Source organism: Pseudoalteromonas sp. AS71 (genome assembly GCF_038900275.1).
GTDB lineage: Bacteria > Pseudomonadota > Gammaproteobacteria > Enterobacterales > Alteromonadaceae > Pseudoalteromonas.
In genome coordinates this window covers 14,601-37,110 of sequence record NZ_JBBMQZ010000010.1, presented here as the reverse complement: position 1 = coordinate 37,110, position 22,510 = coordinate 14,601, and the positions used below count along the sequence as shown (strand labels likewise).

Genomic DNA, 22,510 nt, shown 5'->3' with positions numbered 1-22,510 from the left:
GCTAGACTCACTACTCTTTTAGCTTAAAACAGTAGTGGGTCTTAGTTATATCTTGATTGGCTATATTTGTTTGTTAAGATAGCCACCTAAGCATATACATGCCTTACTGTGTGGTCACAAGGAATCCCCTATGCAAGCCGAACAAGTTGAAATCGCACAATTTTTAGCACAACATCCTCCTTTTGATGACTTACCTCAAAAAGCGCTTAATGAGCTAGCTCAACAAGTTGAAGTTGCTTACTTTAGAGCAAAAACAGATATTTTGAGTTTTGGACAAGATATATCTGATTTGTATGTAATTAGAAGTGGTTCTGTAGAAATGTATCGCCGTAATGGCGAGCTTTATAACCGTTTGGCTACCGCAGGTATATTTGGTCAAATGGGTTTATTGATGAACCGTAAGGTACGTTTTCCTGCAACAGCTCTTGAAGATACATTAGTATACTGCATAAATGTTGAGCTATTTAATCGTTACTGTGATGAGTTTGATGCGTTTGCTGATTACTTTGAAACAGATGGTAACGTGCGTTTACATCAAGCTATTGTTGAACAAGCTGATGGCAATGACCTTACAACTGCGAAAGTGAAATCATTAATCCACCGAGATGTAGTAACCGTAGATGCAACCTCTACAATACAAGATATCGCTAAATTAATGACCGAAGAGGCGGTTTCGTCAGTTTTGGTAACAGACGTAAATAAGCCTATAAACGATGATCCTGAGGAAGATGATGGACAAGTCGTTGGCATAATAACCGATAGGGATTTACGCTCAAAAGTAGTGGCTAAAGGCCTTGCCTTTAACACACAAGCAAAAGATATTATGTCGACTAACTTAGTGCTCTTAGACGCTAATGACTATATTTTTGAAGCAGTACTTGCCATGCTTAGAGATAATTTACATCACTTGCCTGTAGTACAAAAAAAGCGCCCTATAGGGGTTATCTCTCTCTCTGACATTTTACGTTATGAATCGCAAAGTAGCTTATTGCTTGTGCGCGGTATACTTGCTCAACAAACAATTGAGGATTTGGCACATTATGCGCGCCAGTTGCCCAACGTATTTGTTCGTATGGTCAACGAAGATGCAAACTCTCACATGGTTGGCACCGCCATGGCCGTTATCGGTCGTACATTTAAACAAAGATTGCTTGTATTAGCTGAAGAAAAGTTTGGTCCACCTCCCGTTCCTTATTGTTTTATTGCCTTGGGCTCAATGGCTCGAGATGAGCAACTTATTGTAACGGATCAAGATAACGCGCTAATTTTAGATGACAGTTATGACGACGAAAAACATAACGAATATTTTCAAAATATCTCAGACTTTGTTTGTGATGGCTTAGCACAATGTGGCTATACGTATTGTGATGGAGAAATAATGGCGTCGTTCAAAAAGTGGCGTAAAACTCGCTCAGAATGGTTTGATCAATTTGCAGATTGGATAGCTCAGCCAAAACCACAAGCTTTACTTAATAGCTCTATATTTTTTGATTTAGACGGGGTATGGGGTAAAACCAAGTGGGCTAATGAACTTAAAATATTTATAGCAAAACAAAGTAAAGTAAATCGTGTATTTTTGGCTAACATGGCAGCAAATGCGAGAAATAGAACACCACCGCTTGGCTTTTTCAAAGGCTTTGTTATGGAACATAATGGCCAACATAAGCGCTCAATGAACTTAAAACGACGAGGTACTGCACCACTTTCGGATGTTATTCGCGTGCACGCACTAGCTATTGGTTCGCGTAAACAAAACTCGTTTGAGCGTTTAGAAGATATTATTGAAGCAAAACTTTTACCGCAGGGTAAAGCGCAAGATTTACGTGATGCACTAGAGTATATAGCCATGATGCGAATTCGCCATCAAGCGTGGCAAATAGAGAAGGGCGAAGAGCCAGATAATAACCTAGATCCACATTTACTGTCTCCGTTTGAACAGCGAAACTTAAAAGAAGCATTTGCTATTTTAGAAAAAGCACAAAGCTATTTAAAATTTAGCTACACAGCAAACTCTGGTGTGAAGTAGCCTATGAATCCGCGTAATTACAAAGCAGTTGATTGGCAAGCTAGATATAACGAGCTTGCCAACAGCACCGAAAATAAACTCTTAAAACATTTTTATGCTGGTGCTTATAATCAAGACAAAGCCGCAGTAAAAGATGTGCCCTTTGTAGCAATGGACTTTGAAACCACTGGTTTAAATAGCCAAAACGACGATATAGTGAGTGTCGGATTAGTGCCGTTTAGTTTAAAGCGTATCTATTGTAAACACAGCCGGCATTGGGTTGTACAACCTAGACGTAACCTGCATGAAGAGTCTATTTTAATCCATGGGATAACCCATTCTGAGGTAGATGACGCCCCTGACTTTAATCAAATCATTGAACCTTTACTTGAAGCGCTAAGTGGTAAAGTTGTCGTGGTGCATTACGCTGCTATAGAACGCCATTTTTTAAATAATGCGTTACTACTACGGCTTAAAGAAGGTATTGAGTTTGCCCTTGTTGATACAATGGAAATAGAAAAAAGAGCACTCAAAGCAAGGCAAGGTTTATTAGGTCGAGTATTTAATACAAAACTTGGCTCGCTCAGATTAACAGATTGTCGTGCGCGTTATTCTCTACCTGCGTATCAAAACCATAATGCGTTAACAGATGCACTTGCTACAGCTGAGCTTTTACAAGCGCAACTGAGTCATCATTACCGTGTAGATACTCCAATCTCAGAATTATGGGGGTAATACTAATACGCAATAATGCTTTAATCATATTGAAGGTTAAACCTGACGTTAGCTACGTTAAAATTTATCATTTAGAGCAACTAAATAACGAATTTTTGCCTTACTATTGAGACGTATTTTCTGCCACAAAACTGATCACTTTATTAAGCGAATTGATATAACCTTAAATAGTTAAACAAAAAAGCGCCGCAATTATTGCGGCGCTTTCGTTACTAATTAAAGTATTACTAATTAAGGTATTACTTAACTGGGCGAGGCTCAGTTCGTAAACCTAAAACTAAGCTTAAACACATAAACAACAATACAATAGTGAATGGCAAGCCTGTAGAAACGGCACCTGCCTGTAGTGCTTCAATTGCTTGCGTGCCACCAATCCAAAGTAGAGCTGCTGCAATAGCGCCTTCTACCGATGCCCAAAATATACGTTGTGGAACTGGTGCATCAATTTTACCGCCAGCAGTAATTGAATCAATTACTAGTGAACCAGAGTCAGATGATGTAATAAAAAACACTAGCACTAATACAATCGCAATAAACGATAAAATATTAGATAGAGGTAATTCATCAAGCATCTGGAACATAGCTAAAGGTACTTCAGTTAAGCCGTTAGTACCTAGTGCACCAACACCGTTAACTACTTGATCAATCGCAATACCGCCGTAAATCGACATCCATAAAACAGTAACTAGCGTAGGGATAAGTAACACCGCAATTAAGAATTCACGAATTGTGCGACCACGTGATACACGCGCGATAAACATACCTACAAACGGTGACCAGGAAATCCACCAAGCCCAGTAAAACACAGTCCAACCATGCATCCATGTTTCATCTTCGCGGCCATGTGGGTTACTCAATGGAATTATATTTTCAACGTAACCCATAATAGTTGTTGGTACGTTACCCATTGCTACAGCAAAGCCGACTAGGCAAACAAACAATAGCAATGAGAAAGCAATTAGCATGTTTACATTACTGAGTAGTTTTACACCACCGTCAATACCACGAACTACAGAAACAATCGCTAAAAGTGTTACACCCGCAATAACCAAAATTTGAGAGCCAATGCCACCTTCTGTACCAAATACATGGTTAATACCCGCTGATGCTTGCTGTGCACCTAAACCTAAAGACGTTGCAAGGCCAAATAATGTTGCAAGTACAGCTAAGATATCAATGATATGACCAGGCCAACCCCACGCTTTGTCGCCTAATATAGGATAAAAAATAGAACGAATTGAAAGAGGTAAACCTTTGTTGTACGTAAAAAATGCAAGAGATAAACCAACAACAGCGTAAATAGCCCAAGGATGAAGACCCCAATGGAACATAGTCGCGCCCATTGCTAATTTTGCAGCCTCTGGTGTATTAGCGGCTACGTTAAGTGGTGTTTCGTACCAACCAGTAAAGTAAGCAACCGGTTCAGCAACGCCCCAAAACATAAGACCGATACCCATACCTGCAGCAAATAACATAGCAAGCCATGAAATTCGAGAGTGAGAAGGTTTAGCATCATCACCACCAAGGCGAATATTCCCGTAAGGAGAAACAATAAGTGCTAAACAAAAGAGTACAAAGAAGTTGGCAGCCCACATAAATAGGGCATCAAAATTATTAATAATATCGGTCTTGATACTATCAAGCGCTGTTTTTGCAGTTTGTGGGTCGGTAACAAGTATGGCGATTAAAAAAATGACAATCAGGCCCGCACTAGTTCCAAAAACAGGGTTGTGTATATCAAACCCCCACTTTTGTACGTTGTCCTGACCTACGGTGTAGTCCGTATTGTCAATACTATATTTGTCATGATTTTCCTTCATGCAATACCTCTTTAGTTGTCCTAACAAGCCAAAATAAATTCGGCGTCATATCGAATTACATTAGCCTTTAAATATTAAGTAAAAAGTAATACCGTAATTATTTGAAGACTAACTAATTTGAAGAGTGATCATACAGCTAGTAGTGTATGAGTTAAATATTAAATGTAAATGAATTTGTATTTAAAACGCTGTTTATATAGCCAAATTAATGATTCTTCTATTTAAAAGCTAAAAAATTCTAAATTCAGTGAACGTTAAAAATTAGTTTGCTATTAAAAGTATTAATTTACTTAGTTAAGTAAAAAAAGATCACTTTTAAGTAACTTATTTAATGCTTAAATACTAGGGATTATTGACCTTTTAGGATTAAAATTCGCTCAATTTGGGAACGATTTAATCGCTTTTAGGTTTCAAACCTAGTGGGTTCGGTAACTGCTTCTGCGTTATTGTGCATGCTTAGATGCACGTAAGAAAAATTAAAAAAACAAGCAGTAAAGAGCAAATTCCCCTTTAGGGCTATTATAAATTTATAAGCCGATAAGCATCTTTAATCAAGTTGTAATATGAATATGATTTAACACAACACTAAGCTATATTTTATAAATAGATAGGCAAAGGATTAATACTATTATGCGTGAATGCGTTACAAAAAATACCAACCAAAACGAACTTGTTAAACGCTTTTGCAGCGTTAGAGGCGAAAGCCTAGCTATTATAGAACCTCTCACTGTAGAGGATTGCCAATTACAAGCTATGGCAGATGCCAGTCCAAGCAAATGGCATTTAGCACACACAACATGGTTTTTTGAAACGTTTTTACTTAGTGTTTATTGTAAGCAGTACATTGTGTTTAACTCTCACTATAGAATGCTTTTTAATTCCTACTACAATGGGATTGGAGAGCAATTTAAACGAGCCAACCGAGGTAGTTTATCTAGGCCTAGTTTAGATGAAGTTCTAGCTTACAGAAAGCATGTTGATAGCTGTGTAATTGAATTGCTTAATACTGAAGTTAACCCACAAATTAAAGATATTATTGATCTTGGTTTAAACCACGAGCAACAGCACCAAGAGCTAATGCTTATGGACATCAAATATAACTTTTCAGTAAACCCATTATTTCCACAATATCAAACATCATTTTTAAATAGCCAAAACAAATCAGCAGATATTAAGCCCCTTAACTTTATCAATTTTGAACAAGCCATTATTAATATTGGCACAAATGCCGACGATGAATTTGCATATGATAACGAGTGTCCCAAACACCAAGTATTAATTCATCCATTCAGCTTTGCTAGCAGGTTGGTCACTAATGGTGAATATTTAGACTTTATAAATGCCGGTGGGTATAGCAATCCACAGTACTGGTTAAGCGACGGCTGGGCAAATATACAAAATAATAGTTTAACGCAACCTTTGTATTGGCATTGCATAAATAACGAGTGGTTTGAGTTTACACACTATGGATTGCAGCCTCTTAATTTAAGTGCACCAATCTGCCATGTTAGTTATTTTGAGGCCAGCGCCTATGCTAATTTTGTAAAGGCTCGCTTGCCTACAGAGTTTGAGTGGGAATATGCAGCTAAAAATACAGCTTCAACAGAGATTAATAATAACGACCTAACACCTCAGCAAGCAAAGACTGATACTGAAATAAACCAGTTAACTGATGCGTGTTGGCAATGGACGAACAGTGCATATTTACCATACCCTGGTTTTAAGCCTATTGAAGGAGTAGCAGGGGAGTACAATGGTAAGTTTATGAATAACCAAATGGTGCTACGTGGCGGGTGTGTGTTTACCCCTCAAAACCATTTACGACAAACATATCGTAATTTTTATTACCCGCATCAAGCGTGGATGTGCAGCGGGATAAGACTAGCTAAGGATATAGTATGAGCCAAGTAACAGCGATTAAGCAAAGTAACATAACCGACACTGAATTTCTAAACGACGTGATAAGCGGATTAACTCAACAACAAAAAACGCTTCCGTGTAAATATTTTTATGATGATAAAGGTGCTGCATTATTTGAGCAAATAACAACATTACAAGAGTATTACGTAACACGAACTGAGCTTTCTATATTAGAGCAACATTCGCAGTCGATTGCTCAAATGCTACCTGAAAACCTCTCTATTATAGAGCCTGGCTGTGGCTCGGGTAAAAAGGTTGCCTATTTATTAGCGCATATGGCAAACGTAAAAACCTTTGTACCGTTTGAAATCTCTGAAGAGATGCTCAGTTATTCACTTGCTCATTTGTCACCGTTATTTCCAGATTTGGCAATTTCGCCATTATTAGGAGACTTTACACATAGTCAAATGGTTAAACAGCTAACCAAAGATACCGCTTTAGATAGTCAAACAAATCTGGTGTACTTTCCGGGGTCTACTCTTGGTAATTTTGCACCTGTAAAAGCAATTGAAATTATGAATAATTTCCATCGCTTATGTGGTGTAAATGGCTATGTGCTAATTGGCATTGATTTAGTAAAAGAGCGCCAAGTGTTACTTGATGCATATAACGATAAATTAGGAATAACCGCCGCGTTTAATAAAAACTTACTGCAACGTATTAATAACGAGTTAAATGGCACATTTAACTTAGACAATTTTAGCCACGAGTCACGCTTTAACGAGCAACATAGCCGTATCGAAATGCATTTAGTGAGTAATTGTACTCAAAGCGTGATTATAAATGATCAGCAAATAGACTTTATAGAAGGTGAAAGCATTCATACGGAAAACTCTCACAAGTACACGCTTGAGTCGTTTAAGCAGCTTGCAGCGCAGGCTAATTTAAAGTTAGAGCAAACATGGCAAGACGATAGTAACTATTTTGCCTTGTGCTTATTAAGACCGCTTTAAACGTTACTTAAGTTTAGGGCGTGTTGATCTTTGATAGTTGAATTTGCAGCAATATGTTTGGTTTTTAGGCAAGGCAGAGCCTATGAAGTGTGGTTATTCCACATAAATAGGCGATAACGCAGCATAAATACCAAACATGTGCTGCCCTTCGGGTTCTGCCTAGGGGCGATAAACTCTCTGTTGCTCGATTTTTACTTAGCCCACTAGGTTACAAACCTCGCGCCGCGATTTAATCGCTCCTAGATTGAACAAATTTCAATTCGCAAAGATCAACACGCCCTAGTAAATGACAACTTGGGCATTGTTAAACTCATAGTTTAGCAATGCACCATTATTTGATTGCTGTATAAGCGCAGCTTTATTTAAACCATGCAGTCTAAATAGCAGAGGGGCAATAACAGATACCGCAGAGCCCGTTGCTCTGTCCTCATTTACGCCAAACTGGGGGGCAAAATATCTAAAACGCGCTATGGCATTTTTCTTGTCTTTATTTTTTATACTAAGGGTAATTACTGCATTTTTGTGGAGTTTACTCAAAGCTTTAAAATCAACGTGTAAGCTTTTTAAATCGTCTCTTTCAACTTCTTTATTAAATTCTTCATTAAATAGCACGACGGTATAACCGTTTTTATCACCGGTACTGTAGGCTGTTTTTATTGCTGAGGAAAACACACTTTTTAACTCACCCGCAGCTAATTCGCTTTTTTTAGGCTCTATACTTTTTAGTAACAACTGGGCGCGTTGTTTTTTTACTCTTATAGCAAAACGCTCATTACTCATTGAAGTAAATACTTTAGGGCAATAACCTAAATAACCCATTAAAAAATTAGCGGCCGCTAAAGTGCCATGTCCGCAGCGTTTAATTTCACTTGTTTGGTTAAACCAGCGAATATTGCAATGGCGTTTAGTTATCTCATTTTGATTTAAAAATACGGTCGCAGGGTGAATTGATTGTGATGCAATATATTGCATTGTTTTTGTTGTTAACCCATTTTTATAAATAACAATTAAAGCGCTCGAGCCTTTTAAGTTATTTGCAGGGCTATAAAAAACAGATTCGGTGGAAGTGAGCTCTATAAAGCGAAGCGCAAGCCATTTAGGCTTACGCTTCGCTAAACAAAGAGTATTAACCTTTGCTTGCATATGCGTCGTTATGAACGCCCGCAGCACGACCTGATGGATCGGCATTGTTTTGAAACGATGCGTCCCATGCCAGTGCTTCAGAAGTCGAACACGCTACCGACTTACCATGTGGAACACATTTAGCGGATGCATCACCAGGGAAATGTTCTTCAAAAATTGCACGATAGTAATATGCTTCTTTTGAGTCTGGTGTATTAATAGGGTATTTAAATTTCGCATTTTCAAGCTCTTGATCGCTTACTTGCTCATTTACAAACTCTTTTAACGTATCAATCCAGCTGTAGCCTACACCGTCTGAAAACTGCTCTTTTTGACGCCATAAAACTTCATCAGGTAAGTAACCTTCAAAGCCTTCACGTAAAATATGTTTTTCAATTTTTCCATCTTTACACATTTTAGCTTCAGGGTTGATACGCATAGCTACATCAACAAATTCTTTATCAAGGAACGGTACACGTGCTTCTACGCCCCATGCAGCCATTGATTTATTAGCACGTAAGCAGTCAAACAAATGCAGTTTTGATACTTTACGGTTTAGCTCTTCATGAAACTCTTGTGCGTTAGGGGCTTTATGGAAGTATAAGTAGCCACCAAATAGCTCATCAGCACCTTCGCCAGATAACACCATTTTAATGCCCATCGCTTTAATTTGGCGAGCCATTAAGTACATAGGTGTAGAAGCACGAATCGTTGTTACATCGTACGTTTCAATGTGGTAAATCACTTCACGCAGTGCATCAATACCTTCTTGAATCGTAAAAATAATAGGGTGGTGAATAGTCCCAATCATGTCAGCTACTTTTTGTGCAGCCGCTAAATCAGGTGAGCCTTCAAGGCCAACTGAAAAAGAATGAAGTTTAGGCCACCATGCATCGCTTTCGTCGTTATCTTCAATACGTTTGGCAGCAAAACGCTGGGTAATAGCAGAGATAACGGATGAGTCTAAACCACCAGAAAGTAATACGCCGTAAGGCACGTCACACATTAGCTGGCGTTTAACGGCCGCTTCTAATGCATCTTTAACGTCTTGGGCTTCTGCGCTATTATCTTTAACTGCATAAAATGTTTCCCAATCACGTTTGTAATAAGGCGTCATTTTACCATCTTTGCTGTACAGGTAATGCCCTGGAGGAAATTCTTCAATGTGCTTACAAATTGGAGAAAGTGCTTTTAGCTCAGAAGCAACGTAAAAGTTACCGTGCTCGTCGTGACCAGTGTAAAGCGGGATAATACCAATATGATCACGGCCAATTAAGTAAGCGTCATTTTCTTCGTCGTATAAACAAAATGCAAAAATGCCATTTAGGTCATCTAAAAAGTCAGGCCCTTTTTGTTTATAAAGCGCTAAAATAACTTCACAGTCTGATTGAGTTTGGAAAGTAAAATCAACGTCTAGCTCTGCTGCAAGTTCTTTATGATTATAAATCTCGCCATTAACCGCTAAAATATTTGTTTTTTCAGGATTGTATAAAGGCTGTGCACCGCTTGATACACCAACAATAGCTAAACGCTCATGCACTAAAATAGCTTTTTCAGATGCGTATACACCAGACCAATCTGGGCCACGGTGTCTAAGCAGCTTTGACATTTCAATTGCTTGGGTACGCAATTGAGTGGGATCAGATTTAATATCTAATACCCCAAAAATTGAACACATAGTAACTCCTCATTCCTATTATGTGTGCAGCAAAGCCAATTTGCTGTGCTGCGAAACCTTGTTTTATCAGAAAAAATTACTCAAGTCACATAGCTTTTACAATTAATTAAGAATAATTTATGCACCAAGTTATATGTAACCGCACCAAATTGGTTAATGAGTGGTACCTGCTGCCATTTTTACGTCGCTATTATTGTTCAAAGCTTGCGCAACCATAACTTTTAGCGCGTTAATAACAGTGTCTTCACTCATGCTTGGTGCGCCATTGTGGTGCACAGCTTGGCTTGGTAAATAAGGAATATGCACAAAGCCACCTTTCATTACAGCGCAGTGATCATTTATGTAATGCATAAGGCCATACATAACATGGTTACACACATACGTACCTGCCGTATTCGAAATGGCAGCAGGTATATTGCTGTTGTGCACTGCTTGTAACATGCGCTTTATTGGTAGGTTTGTGAAATAGGCATCAGGACCATTTTTTTCTATCGGTGAGTCGATTGGCTGTTTACCCGCATTGTCTTTAATGCGTGCATCGTCAATATTTATTGCAATACGCTCAATTGATATTTCGCTGCGTCCACCGGCTTGACCTATACACAAAACAACCGCTGGATTGTGCGACTCAATGGCGTTTATAAGCTGACTGATAGACGTATTAAATTCACAGGCAAGTTCTAGTGTGCATATTTTGTGTTTCATGATGATAGTTTCATCAAGTTTTTGCACTGCTTGCCAAGAAGAATTGATAGTTTCGCCACCAAAAGGAGCAAAACCGGTTATTAATACACACGGCATAGTAGAAGTTGATTTAGTCATTAAACACCAAGCTATACATTAAAATAATAATAACGGCGAGTAAGTTAGCTGCCGTCGGAATTTGAACCTTTATTACATGGTACCTATTTTTTAAATCTAGGGCGTGTTGATTCTAGAATGCTTTTATAGGTTATTTTTAAGTGCAAGGCTCAATTGATGTAGATGCCCGTCAAGTTTCTGCTTCGCTTTTGCAGCTTCTTCAAACGTTACATATATAAACTCAATATTATCTAAAGGTCTAAATTGCGCAAATTGATGTAAGTCGGCTTCAATAACAGTCCCTAAAAGCGGATAGCCCCCTGTGGTTTGGCCATCATTAAGTAGCACAATAGGCTCACCATTTGGTGGTAGTTGAATACTCCCAGGACTCACCCCTAGTGATGGCAAAGAGTGCGAATGCACCAAGCTATTCTTAGTATGCTCAAGCCTAACGCCCATTCGGTTGCTGTTACTACTAATTTTAAATGCGGTAGATACAAAGTTGCTTAGTAAAGGTTCGCCTAACAAGTTGGCATGGGGGCTTGGGTGTAATCGTATAAGTTTACGCTTAGGAGGTGCAATTGCACCTACTTTTATAAACTTTCCATAATAAGGAGTAATAGGTATTTCATCACCAGTGGTGAGAGTTCTACCTTCAATACCACCAAAACACGCATTTAAATCTGTAGATTTAGAGCCCATAATTTCAGTACTTCGTATACCGTGTTTCACTGCCAAATAAGCTCTCAAGCCTGCTCTACCAGTAGCAAAGCTCAGTACTTGTTTGTTTTTTACTGCGTATGTCCAACCAGGGTGAATTGCTTGTCCGTCAAGGGTTGCTTGCAAATCGGCACCATGAAGCGCAATTACTGTGTCGCACCTAAATTCCAGCTCGCACAAACCAACGGTTATTTCTAAAACAGCATCATTGTCGTTATTGTTAAGTAATCTGTTAGCAATTATTTGCGCATACGGGTCTAAGCTGCCCGCTTTGCTTACACCCAAATGGCGGTAGCCTTCACGGCCAAAATCTTGAATTGTAAGTAATACACCACTTTTAAGTACTTTAATCATGAGTTGCTCCTTTATTAACTAGTGGAACAAATTCAAGCGTATCACCTGGTTGAATTAAGCAAGGTTGTTCAGAGGTCGAATCAAACAAAGCTGTATCTGTATGGCCTATTATGTGCCAACCACCTGGGGTATCAGCGGGGTAAATTCCGGTTTGAGAAGCACCTATCGCAACAGAACCTTTAGGGACCCTAGTACGTGGTTCATCACGCCTTGGTGTATGTAATTGCTCATCTAAGCCGTGTAGGTAAGCAAAACCGGGCTGAAAGCCTAAAAATAAAACGTGGTATTTGGTTTTACTATGAATATTAATAACCTCATCAGCGCTTAAATTATGATAATTAGCCACGTAATTAATATCCTCACCCTTGTAGGTGGTTTCGATTAAGTGATGCAGCCCTTTAAAAGTACTACTTTTAATATCACTCCAAAGTGTAGGTAGCACTTGTAACCATTTATTTAAGTGTTTATCTGATTTTAAATAAAGAGTGAGCGAGTTCATGGCCGGCACCAAATCGGTAAATTCATTAGTGCTTTTACAGTGGCTGGTTAAAGCCCAAATTTTCTTTTGAATAGAGAGTCTATCTGTAGCGTCTAAATGCGATGCATCAAGCAGTAAACTACTGTTTGTTAATGCATAAATATGGGGAGCTGGCTTCATTAAATAAACCTATTTGTACAACATAATTCAAACGTAACACAGTTTTATTAATTTATTTACACCATTGCGACTAAGTAGTTATGTTTAGTGTTTATTTTCCCAGCTTACTTTAAGAGTATTTTTATATTCAATTAATTGTATTTAACTTATTGAGGACCAAAACTTATTACACTTCGTACTAAATAAGTAATTAGGTTGAAATGAAAATTAAGATAAGGAGGTCTTAATTAGCACGCACTTGTTTAAGAGGTACTTTATGAAACACCAGCATTTATTATATTTATCTGGCGCTGCTATTATATTTAGCGCAGGCAGCTTTGCTTTATCTATGGAAAAGGTAGAACATAGCAATGTAGAAGCCACCATGCATGTAGAAACCATCGTACTTGGTTCTGGTTGTTTTTGGGGAGCCGAAAAACGCTACGAAGCGCTAAGTGGCGTTATTGATGCTGAGTCGGGTTATGCAGACGGCCATGGGTTTAAAGCAACGTACAGAAATATCACCGATCAGTCTCGTCGTTTTGACGAGAATAATTATGCTGAGGTTGTACAGGTTATGTATAACAGCAATATAATTTCAGCAGAAGATCTCTTAAAAAACTATTTTGAAAGTCACGATCCAACTCAAAAAGATCGCCAAGGCAACGACATAGGTACGCAATATCGCTCAATTGTATTAACGACTACTGATGCACAAGCTAAAGTAGCAGAGCAAGTTAAGTTGCAATATCAGCAGCTTTTAACTGATGCCAGCTACGGGAAAATCGAAACGGTTATTAAACCGCTTGAAGGTTTTGTATCGGCAGAAGAATATCATCAAAATTATCTAGAAAAGAACCCTAATGGCTATTGCCCCGATCATTCTACAGGCGTAGTTTTTAATAAAACACCCGTAGAAAAAGCTGACAACAGTGCTCTACTAGCAGGTAAGCAAATAGTAGTCTTAGATTCACGAGAATACTGTCCGTACTGTGAAAAATTTAAAAAAGCAGTCGCAAATGATTATAAAGGCACCATACCTATGACATTTCGACATGCTGACCAACTTGATGATTTAACCATTAAGTCAGCCACATGGGCAACGCCGACTATTTTGTTCTTAGAAAACGGAGTAGAGGCATATGGTCGTCAAGGGTACGCAACGCCTGAAGAGTTTTATAAAGCATTAGGTGCATTCAAATTAGGTAACAGTGATGCTTATAAAGTTGCATTCGATGCACGAACAGATAGGCCCTATTGCAAAGAATATAAAGAGTTTAAAAATACACCCGATGGCACATTTGTTGATAAATTAAGTGGAGAGCCTCTATTTGATACAAGCGATAGGTTTAACTCAGGTACTGGTTGGCTGTCATTTACTCATCCAGTAAAAAACAACGTAACACAGCATGACGATAGCAGCTGGGGCATGACACGTATTGAGCTTCGCTCTAAAAGTACAGGTATACACTTAGGGCATTTATTTCCAGGTGAAGGTCCAAGAGGGCGCGATCGCTACTGTATTAATGCAACCGTTCTTGATTTTGTACCAAGAGATAAAAGCTAAACCTTTTACTTTGTAAAGCCTGATTTTAATCAGGCTTTTTTTGCATAAAACAAAATAGGTTTATCATAATCTTTGCAAATTTGTTAAAATCAAAGCGTGCAGCTAATCGTCAATAATATTACTTAGGTTATTAATGAATCAATTTAAAAAAATAGCAACGCAGTTAATATATTTGCCATTCGCTTTATTGCTTTTAATAAACAGCGCTAAATCAGCGACTCATTACGTAGTAGGCGTAGAGAATATAGAATACCTTCCATACTACGATGGTAGTGGGGCTGATAACCGCGACTATTATGGCTTTAGTCAAAAATTACTTACCTTGTTTGCCCAGCAGCATGAGTTTGAGTTTGAGTTTTACACACTACCTATTAATCGACTTTACAAAGAATTTGTGGAACATCGCCATGTCGATTTTAAGTATCCAGATAATCCTCAATGGAAACCAAGTTATAAAGCTTCATTTATTGATGTAAATAAAATTATTTATTCGCAGCCAACCGTTGTGACTAAAACGGGGATTGCGAGTTTAAATAAAAATATCACTATTGATGAATGCATTAGTTTTGCAACGGTAAGAGGGTTTACGCCTCAAAGCTTTAAACCGTTAATGAATAATGAGAACGTTGAGCTAATAGAAACAGCTAACGTAATTGAATTAATAGAGTTGCTTTTAAAAGAGCGAGTGGAGTGTATTTACATATCTAACGATGTATTAAACTATAATATCGTTAAATACTTTAAATTAACCCGACCTGTTTATTTTCAAAACGAATTGCCGACAGATTTACAAGCCTTTTTATTATCGTCGATTGACTACCCTGACGTGATTAAGAAATTTGATACATTCTTGCTTTCACATAAAGTGCAAATACAGGAACTGAAAAAAGAATATCAAATAAAAATTTAACTAAAAAGCCCCGTAAGTTATAACTTACGGGGCTTTTTAAAAGGTATTAACCTGTATATAACTATATTATGTATGTGCTTAATAATAAAAACAGTTCAAGCTAAGTCACCACCTAACTTGAACCATTTTTCACACTGACAACATCTTCACACACAATATAAAGATTCTGTTTTCTACACTTTCGTAGTCTTGTATTACTTATCATGTGGTTTGAGCCAAAAATAAAAACAGTTCAAGCCAAGTCACCACCTAACTTGAACCGCTTTTCACACTGACAACATCTTCACACACAATATAAAGATTCGGTTTGCTACGCTTTAGTAGCCTGGTAATGCATATCATGTGGTTGAGCCAAGAATAAAAACAGTTCAAGCCAAGTCACCACCTAACTTGAACCGCTTTTTCACACTGACAACATCTTACACACACAATATAAGATTCTTTTCACTGCTAAGTTTGAGTTACTAAAACTCAAAAGGTTGCATTTGTTACTCTTAAAAACAATTTAATGTAAGTTGTTTTGAGTTGATGGAGTAACTTTAATATTTAACTTTATTTTCGACAAACGATAAAAACGAAACCAATGAGTGAAAAAAATTAAACTATAGACTTTAGTCTAATACGTGGTGTTAAGTTTATGTATTTAAATAAAAATATTATTCAAAAATTTAAATTAGATTTAAGCGAACCATTAATACAACCCGTAATTAGGTGTATTAATAAACCCGCCTAACAAAGGGTTATTCTTGGATTTTTCTAAATGTGCTTACAACCCACTTTGCAAATAAATCAAGCGGGTGATTAGGGGTACTTGATTCGTGCTGCACTAAATAGTATTTATCTTTAGTTGTTAAAGGCTGTTCAAATAATTTATAAAGCCATTGCTCATCTAACCAACTTTGGCTAATTGGCAGTGGAATAAGTGCAATCCCCATACCTTGCTGCGCTGCACGGGCTACACCAAACATGCTATCTATTTGAATAATCTGCGAGGGAGAAAAGTCATCAATACCCGCTTTTTCAGCCCATTGGTGCCATGCCCAAGGACGAGCTTTGTGGAGGATCAGTGGAACTTGGTTAAGCGCTTGACGATGATCGTCCCTCCATTGATCAAGTAATTTCTTATTACATGCAGGAATATATTCAAGGTTAAACAACTCTGTCGCTAATCCTTCAGTAGGTTTACCAGAGGACAATACAATAGATAAATCGCTATGACGCGTTAACTCTTTGCGTGTTTTAAGCGTGTCCATTTGCAGGTTTATATTAGGGTGCTCTGACGTCCACTCACTTAATTTAGGCATGAGTAGTTCGCTGGCAAAAAATTCAGGTAGCGTAATCGTCAAATTTGTATTTTGCTGCATCTGACTAAACTCATTAATAGTGCTCTCTAACATTGTGATGATAGGAGACACCGCATCAAAAAAGTTTTTACCCGCTGTGGTTAAGCTAATTGAACGCGTTTTACGTTGAAAAAGCTCAATACCAAGTTGTTCTTCAAGTTGTTTTATTTGATGGCTTACCGCAGAAGGCGTTAAGTACAGCTCATTAGCTGCATGCTTAAAACTTAGGCTTCTTGCGGCAAAGCAAAAAGAGCGAAGGCCACGAATAGGAGTTTGCATGTTTTCCAGAATTATTTAATTTATTGAGACGCCTTACTTAGGCAAAATTTGAACCAACTATTTAATGTATAAATATCAGTAGGTTAAAAATAAATTCAACGCTAGTTCACAAAAAAGGTGCAGACTATCCACAAAATAGTGCAAAGAATCTAAGCGCTTACATTTAATTTATATTTGTATTATAGATAAAATTTACTACAGATGTATGAATGACGGTAAAAATAATGGCAAAAGATAAAAAAAATCCCTCGTGAGAGGGATTTTGGGTAACTCAGCGCCATTGGCACTGGGAATGAGGTCGGTACAGGGTAAAGCGTTATTTTAAGTTAACTTATTAAAAGTTACTAAAAAACCATTTCTGGTACTTCACCGTCAACAAGTAATTTACCTGCTGTTTTACTAATGATTTCATCAACAGATACGCCCGGAGCGCGTTCTAATAGATGAAATGCGCCGTCTTTAACTTCTAATACGGCTAAATCTGTTACTATTTTTTTAACGCAATTAACGCCAGTAAGCGGTAAAGAGCAGGCCTCTAATAGTTTAGAGTCACCATGCTTACTTGCATGGGTCATAGTAACAATAATATTTTTCGCGCCAGCGACTAAATCCATCGCGCCACCCATGCCTTTAATCAGCTTTTTAGGGATCATCCACGATGCGATGTTGCCGTTCTGGTCAACTTCAAATGCACCCAGAACGGTTAAGTCTACATGACCACCCCGTATCATGGCAAAACTATCTGCACTATTAAATATGGCTGCACCTTTAGCTGCTGTCACGGTTTCTTTACCCGCGTTAATCATATCTGCATCTAGCTCTGCTTTAGTAGGGTACGGGCCCATGCCTAAAAGGCCATTTTCGGACTGTAACATAACTTCAATATCATCCGGTACATAGTTTGCGACGAGTGTCGGAATTCCTATGCCCAAATTTACGTAGTAACCGTCTTGTAGTTCTTGTGCAACGCGCATTGCAACTTGTTCACGTGATAATGCCATAATTATGCTCCTGCTTAATCTCGTGTTGTTACACGTTCAATGCGTTTTTCAAAGCTGCCTTTAATAACGCGATTTACAAAAATACCTGGGGTATGAATTTGGCTTGGTTCAAGCTCACCCGGCTCTACAATTTCTTCTACTTCAGCAACGGTAATTTTACCTGCCGTTGCAGCCATTGGATTAAAGTTCATGGCGGTATGTCTAAACACTAAATTACCAAAGCGATCGGCTTTCCATGCTTTTACTATTGCAAATTCACCTGTTATAGACTCTTCTAAAATGTACGGGCGACCATTAAATTCTTTTACATCTTTACCTTCAGCAACTGGAGTGCCGTAACCGGTGGCGGTGTAAAACGCAGGTATACCCGCGCCACCAGCACGCATTTTTTCAGCAAGTGTACCTTGCGGTGTAAGCTCTACATCAATTTCGCCACTTAATAACTGCTGCTCGAATAGGGCGTTTTCACCAACGTACGAGGCAACCACTTTTTTAATTTGTTTGTCTTGTAATAAAATACCTAAACCAAAGTCATCAATACCACAGTTATTAGATACCACGGTTAAGTCTTTTGTTTGCATGTGCTTAATTTGTTTAATTAAGCCCTCAGGAATACCACATAAACCAAAACCACCGGCAATAATGGTATCGCCATCTTTTAATCCTTCCATTGCAGCTTCGTAGCTATAAACTACCTTATCAAAACCGGCCATGAGTCTCTCCTCAATGTGTGCTATTTGTTGTTAACTATCTTGAATCATCATTTTATAAGATAGCTATTTAACCTGAACTCTGGTTAATAGATTTACTAACATATGAATCAGGGTGATATTTAAATTTATTTTCTCTAGCCAGAGATTTTCAGTGAAAACAAGGCGAATTTACGCGTCAATAGCTGGCCTATTGCAAGTAAATTCAACGCAGTTAGTGCTGAAAATAGCTGCTCGAGATAGATTTATTATCCAGAGCTCAGGTTATTTTGTGTGCAGTGCCACAGATACTTTGCTCACAGGTTGCTTACCAAGTGCTTTGGTTATTTCCCAGCCAGCGTCACTTAACCTTTGTAAATCAATTGAGTGTTCAATGCCAAGCCCTTGCAGTAAGTAAACTACATCTTCGGTGGCAACATTTCCTGACGCACCCTTAGCATAAGGACAGCCACCAAGGCCTGCGACTGCCGCGTCAACCGTTGCTATACCTAGGCTTAAAGCTGCGTAAATATTTGTGAGCGCTTGGCCGTAAGTATCATGAAAATGCACAGCCAACTTAGTTTTGTCAATGTGCGTTAAAAGTAACTCTATTAACTGCGTTACTTTTTTAGCGGTGCCAACACCTATGGTATCGCCAAGACTTACTTCGTAACACCCTAAATCTAATAGCTTTTGCGATACATTAAGTACTGCTTGTGGATCAATCTCACCCTCGTAAGGGCAACCGAGCACACAGCTTACATAACCACGTACGCGGATATTATTAGCTTTAGCAAGTGCCATTACCTCGCTAAAGCGTTCAATACTTTGCTCTATTGAGCAGTTTATGTTTTTTTGACAAAACGACTCACTTGCAGCGGTAAATATAGCAAATTCTTTAATGCCGACAACGTGCGCTGCTTGTGCACCTTTTAAGTTAGGTGTAAGAGCGCTTAAATTTACATCGGGCAAATTAAGGGCTGATATTACATCCGCTGAGTCTGCCATTTGCGGCACCCATTTAGGAGAAACAAACGCGCCAGCTTCAATATCTTTTAAACCTGCAGCACTTAGGGCGTTAATAAGCGCTACTTTATCAGCTGTGCTTACTGTTTTTTCGTTTTGTAGACCGTCTCGCGCACCAACTTCAACAATACGTACTTTACTTGGAAAGGCATTCATTATGCACCTTCCTCAGTCGTATCTTCTACTATCGCAAGCAGGGCACCATGGGTTACTAATTCGCCTTCACCAAAACAATAGCTTTTTAAAATGCCGTCGTGTGGTGCGTTAAGCGTGTATTCCATTTTCATGGCTTCAATAATAACAACCGCATCGCCTTTGGAAATTGTGCTACCAATATCGATTAAGTGTTTTACTACCGTACCATTAAGCGGGGCGGCAAGTGGCAGAGCTTCGCTTTCGTGCGAGCTAATATAATGTTTATCAACTAGTTCAAGCTTAGTTTGCAGTGCTTTATTCATCACCGTTACACTATTACCTACCGTATTATTATCTACCGTAGTTACGTGTGCGCTGTGTTTTTCGCCATTAATAAATACACTGCAAAGATTGTTATTTAATGTGCCTTGTAGGTTAAATACGTGCTCGTTATGCGTAATAGTGTAGCCCGCTTTCGTTTTTATAGCGCTTAGCTGTAAATCAGCAAAAGGGACTTTAATTGCTTGCGGAGCATTGAGTGTAAAACCGCTTAGTTGTTGCCAAGGGCTAGCACTATTTTGCGCATTTTGGCTGCTAGTTAACGATTCTAAATAGGCAAAAGCACCAATAAGTTGGCTTGCTTGTAATAACGATTTATCAACCGCAACTAACAAGTCGCCTTGCTCTGCAATAAAGTGCGTACTTGGCGCACCTTGTTTAAACGTAGGGTGGCTTGCTAAATTATGTAAAAAGCCAATGTTAGTGCTAAAACCCGCTAAATGAAATTGCTCAAGAGCGTGTTGTAAACGGCTCAGTGCTTGTTCGCGATTGTCGTCGTGCACAATAAGTTTTGCAATCATCGGATCGTAAAACGGGCTGATTTCGTCGCCTTGTGCAATGCCTGTATCAATGCGTATAAATTCACTGTTAAGGGGTGTATGTAACGCTTCAATAGTGCCAGAGCACGGGATAAAGTCGTTAGCTGGATCTTCTGCGTATATACGCGCTTCAAAGCTATGACCCTGCAATTGAATATCGCTTTGTGTCAGTGGCAATGTTTGCCCACCCGCAATATTAATTTGCCAATTGACTAAATCTACACCGGTTACCATTTCGGTCACAGGGTGTTCTACTTGAAGGCGCGTATTCATTTCCATAAAGAAAAATTCATCGCCACACAGTAAAAACTCAACCGTACCTGCGCCTCGGTAATTTATAGCCAGTGCACAACGTACAGCCGCTTCGCCCATTTCTTTGCGTAGTTCGTCAGATAAACCCGGAGCAGGGGCTTCTTCAATTACTTTTTGATGACGACGTTGCAAAGAACAATCACGATCGCCTAAATAAACACAGTTACCGTAGTTGTCTGCAAATACTTGCACTTCAACATGGCGAGGCTGGTTTACGTAGCGCTCAAGCAATACTAAATCGTTACCAAAACCGGCAATTGCTTCACGTTGTGCGCCCTCAAGTGCACTCATAAACTGCTTGGCGTTTTGTACAACGCGCATACCTTTACCACCGCCACCAAAGGCGGCTTTAATTAGTACAGGGTAGCCAATTTTTTCAGCTTCACTTTGTAAAAAGGCAGGATCTTGTTTTTTACCGTAATAACCAGGCACTAGCGGCACGTTAGCAGCTGCCATTATTTCTTTAGCGCGGGTTTTAGACCCCATAGCTTCAATGCTACTTGCTGGTGGTCCTACAAAAGCAATGTTATTAGCTTCGCAGGCTTTAGCAAATTCGCTGTTTTCAGATAAAAAACCATACCCTGGGTGAATACAATCAGCGCCGCAGTCTTTGGCAACTTGCAAAATTTTGTCTGCTACCAAATACGAATCTTTACTTGGCGCGGCACCAATATGGTAAGCCTCGTCAGCCATTTTTACGTGCTGGGCATGTTTGTCTGCATCAGAATAAACCGCGACCGTGGTTAAGCCCATTTGTTTTGCGCTGCGCATTACTCGGCACGCAATTTCTCCGCGATTGGCAATCAATATTTTTTGTAATCGTTGTGTGTTCATAATCAATCCTACAGTTGCCAAGCGGGTGGGCGTTTATCAAAAAAAGCAATTAGCCCTTCTTGACCTTCTTCAGATACGCGAATTTTTGCAATACGCTCTGCGGTAAGCTCAATGAGTTCATCGGTTATTGGTTTATTTGCTACATCGTTAATTAATGCTTTTGCGGCTTTTACTGCTACAGGTCCGTTATCAATTAGTGTTTGCAACATATTATCGACCGCACAGTCTAAATTACCGGTTACTTGATGAATTAAACCAAGTTGTTTAGCAGTATGGGCATCAAACACTTCAGCCGTTAAAAAGTATCTGCGAGCAGCGCGCTCACCAATGGCTTTAATGACATACGGGCTAATAACAGCCGGAATAAGACCCAGCTTTACTTCGCTTAAACAAAATTGCGCATCGTCTTTACTAAGGGCTATGTCGCAACAAGCTATTAAACCCAGTGCACCACCAAAAGCAGCCCCTTGCACGGCGCAAATTGTAGGGTGCGGCGAGCTTGCCAATACCTGCATTAATTTAGCCAATTGCATTGAATCAGCTAGGTTATCGGCGTAGTTGTTATCCGCCATCGATTTCATCCAGGCTAAATCGGCACCGGCTGAAAAATGCTTGCCCTCAGTTTTTAAAACTAAAGCACGAATATCAAGCGTATTTGCATGCTCTATACACTGAATCAGCTCGTGTATTACTTCGCTATTAAATGCGTTTCTTTTTTCTGGGCGGCTTAACACAAGTACAGCCACATTAGATTTTGTTATTTGTAGTGTTACTGACATTTTGCGCTCCGG

General features: G+C 38.9%; 18 protein-coding genes and 1 pseudogene. 6 read left to right on the top strand and 13 right to left on the bottom strand.

Annotated elements, in window-relative coordinates; genetic code table 11:
* Nucleotides 1–130: 130 nt before the first annotated feature.
* On the top strand, nt 131–2,026 hold the full coding sequence (locus tag WNY98_RS09330) for a DUF294 nucleotidyltransferase-like domain-containing protein (RefSeq protein WP_170070962.1): 1,896 nt from the start codon (nt 131–133) through the stop codon (nt 2,024–2,026).
* Between the two features lie 3 nt (nt 2,027–2,029).
* Nucleotides 2,030–2,740, top strand: coding sequence for a 3'-5' exonuclease (locus WNY98_RS09325; protein ID WP_076923983.1), 711 nt, complete (start codon nt 2,030–2,032; stop codon nt 2,738–2,740).
* A gap of 239 nt (nt 2,741–2,979) precedes the next feature.
* Here the strand turns inward: WNY98_RS09325 and WNY98_RS09320 are convergent, their stop codons facing one another.
* Entirely contained in the window at nt 2,980–4,560 is a 1,581-nt protein-coding gene (locus WNY98_RS09320; protein WP_342877742.1) for a BCCT family transporter, read from the bottom strand.
* Between the two features lie 630 nt (nt 4,561–5,190).
* On the opposite strand from WNY98_RS09320, the gene egtB reads away from it, so the two are divergent.
* Nucleotides 5,191–6,462, top strand: a complete 1,272-nt coding sequence (egtB, locus tag WNY98_RS09315; RefSeq protein ID WP_342877741.1) for an ergothioneine biosynthesis protein EgtB — start codon at nt 5,191–5,193, stop codon at nt 6,460–6,462.
* A complete protein-coding gene (egtD, locus tag WNY98_RS09310) occupies nt 6,459–7,433 on the top strand; it encodes an L-histidine N(alpha)-methyltransferase (protein WP_342877740.1) in 975 nt (324 codons plus the stop codon). The genes egtB and egtD overlap by 4 nt, the downstream gene beginning before the upstream one ends.
* Nucleotides 7,434–7,712: 279 nt before the next feature.
* Here egtD and WNY98_RS09305 read toward each other — a convergent pair whose 3' ends face one another.
* The 6 genes and pseudogenes from WNY98_RS09305 to pxpB all read right to left on the bottom strand — a co-directional run bounded on the left by WNY98_RS09305 (nt 7,713) and on the right by pxpB (nt 12,766).
* A complete protein-coding gene (locus tag WNY98_RS09305) occupies nt 7,713–8,576 on the bottom strand; it encodes a PhzF family phenazine biosynthesis protein (protein WP_342877739.1) in 864 nt (287 codons plus the stop codon).
* On the bottom strand, nt 8,560–10,233 hold the full coding sequence (gene asnB, locus WNY98_RS09300) for an asparagine synthase B (protein ID WP_342877738.1): 1,674 nt from the start codon (nt 10,231–10,233) through the stop codon (nt 8,560–8,562). Before asnB ends, WNY98_RS09305 begins: the two co-directional genes overlap by 17 nt.
* A gap of 153 nt (nt 10,234–10,386) precedes the next feature.
* On the bottom strand, nt 10,387–11,055 hold the full coding sequence (gene pcp, locus WNY98_RS09295) for a pyroglutamyl-peptidase I (RefSeq protein WP_342877737.1): 669 nt from the start codon (nt 11,053–11,055) through the stop codon (nt 10,387–10,389).
* A pseudogene (locus WNY98_RS09290) lies at nt 11,048–11,155 on the bottom strand (DUF979 family protein); the annotation flags it as partial. The gene pcp and the pseudogene WNY98_RS09290, both read right to left, overlap by 8 nt.
* Nucleotides 11,156–11,178: 23 nt before the next feature.
* Complete coding sequence (locus tag WNY98_RS09285; protein WP_342877736.1) at nt 11,179–12,108, bottom strand: biotin-dependent carboxyltransferase family protein; 930 nt, start codon at nt 12,106–12,108, stop codon at nt 11,179–11,181.
* Nucleotides 12,101–12,766, bottom strand: coding sequence for a 5-oxoprolinase subunit PxpB (pxpB, locus tag WNY98_RS09280; protein WP_197184978.1), 666 nt, complete (start codon nt 12,764–12,766; stop codon nt 12,101–12,103). The genes WNY98_RS09285 and pxpB overlap by 8 nt, the downstream gene beginning before the upstream one ends.
* A 256-nt stretch (nt 12,767–13,022) precedes the next feature.
* On the opposite strand from pxpB, the gene msrA reads away from it, so the two are divergent.
* Nucleotides 13,023–14,312, top strand: a complete 1,290-nt coding sequence (gene msrA, locus WNY98_RS09275; protein ID WP_342877735.1) for a peptide-methionine (S)-S-oxide reductase MsrA — start codon at nt 13,023–13,025, stop codon at nt 14,310–14,312.
* 133 nt (nt 14,313–14,445) lie between these two features.
* Nucleotides 14,446–15,222, top strand: a complete 777-nt coding sequence (locus WNY98_RS09270; protein ID WP_342877734.1) for an amino acid ABC transporter substrate-binding protein — start codon at nt 14,446–14,448, stop codon at nt 15,220–15,222.
* Nucleotides 15,223–15,962: 740 nt separating this feature from the next.
* On the opposite strand, the gene WNY98_RS09265 is transcribed toward WNY98_RS09270, so the two are convergent.
* The 6 genes from WNY98_RS09265 to WNY98_RS09240 all read right to left on the bottom strand — a co-directional run bounded on the left by WNY98_RS09265 (nt 15,963) and on the right by WNY98_RS09240 (nt 22,498).
* Nucleotides 15,963–16,844 (bottom strand): LysR family transcriptional regulator, encoded by an 882-nt coding sequence (locus WNY98_RS09265; RefSeq protein WP_076923991.1) that lies wholly within the window; start codon nt 16,842–16,844, stop codon nt 15,963–15,965.
* 344 nt (nt 16,845–17,188) lie between these two features.
* Entirely contained in the window at nt 17,189–17,845 is a 657-nt protein-coding gene (locus WNY98_RS09260; RefSeq protein WP_007376577.1) for a CoA transferase subunit B, read from the bottom strand.
* Nucleotides 17,846–17,859: 14 nt separating this feature from the next.
* Nucleotides 17,860–18,558: a CoA transferase subunit A gene (locus WNY98_RS09255; protein ID WP_342877733.1), complete on the bottom strand. Its 699-nt coding sequence runs from the start codon at nt 18,556–18,558 to the stop codon at nt 17,860–17,862.
* Between the two features lie 261 nt (nt 18,559–18,819).
* Nucleotides 18,820–19,716 (bottom strand): hydroxymethylglutaryl-CoA lyase, encoded by an 897-nt coding sequence (locus WNY98_RS09250; protein ID WP_342877732.1) that lies wholly within the window; start codon nt 19,714–19,716, stop codon nt 18,820–18,822.
* On the bottom strand, nt 19,716–21,719 hold the full coding sequence (locus WNY98_RS09245; RefSeq protein ID WP_342877731.1) for an acetyl/propionyl/methylcrotonyl-CoA carboxylase subunit alpha: 2,004 nt from the start codon (nt 21,717–21,719) through the stop codon (nt 19,716–19,718). Before WNY98_RS09245 ends, WNY98_RS09250 begins: the two co-directional genes overlap by 1 nt.
* 8 nt (nt 21,720–21,727) lie before the next feature.
* Nucleotides 21,728–22,498: an enoyl-CoA hydratase/isomerase family protein gene (locus WNY98_RS09240; protein WP_342877730.1), complete on the bottom strand. Its 771-nt coding sequence runs from the start codon at nt 22,496–22,498 to the stop codon at nt 21,728–21,730.
* Between the last annotated feature and the right edge of the window lie 12 nt (nt 22,499–22,510).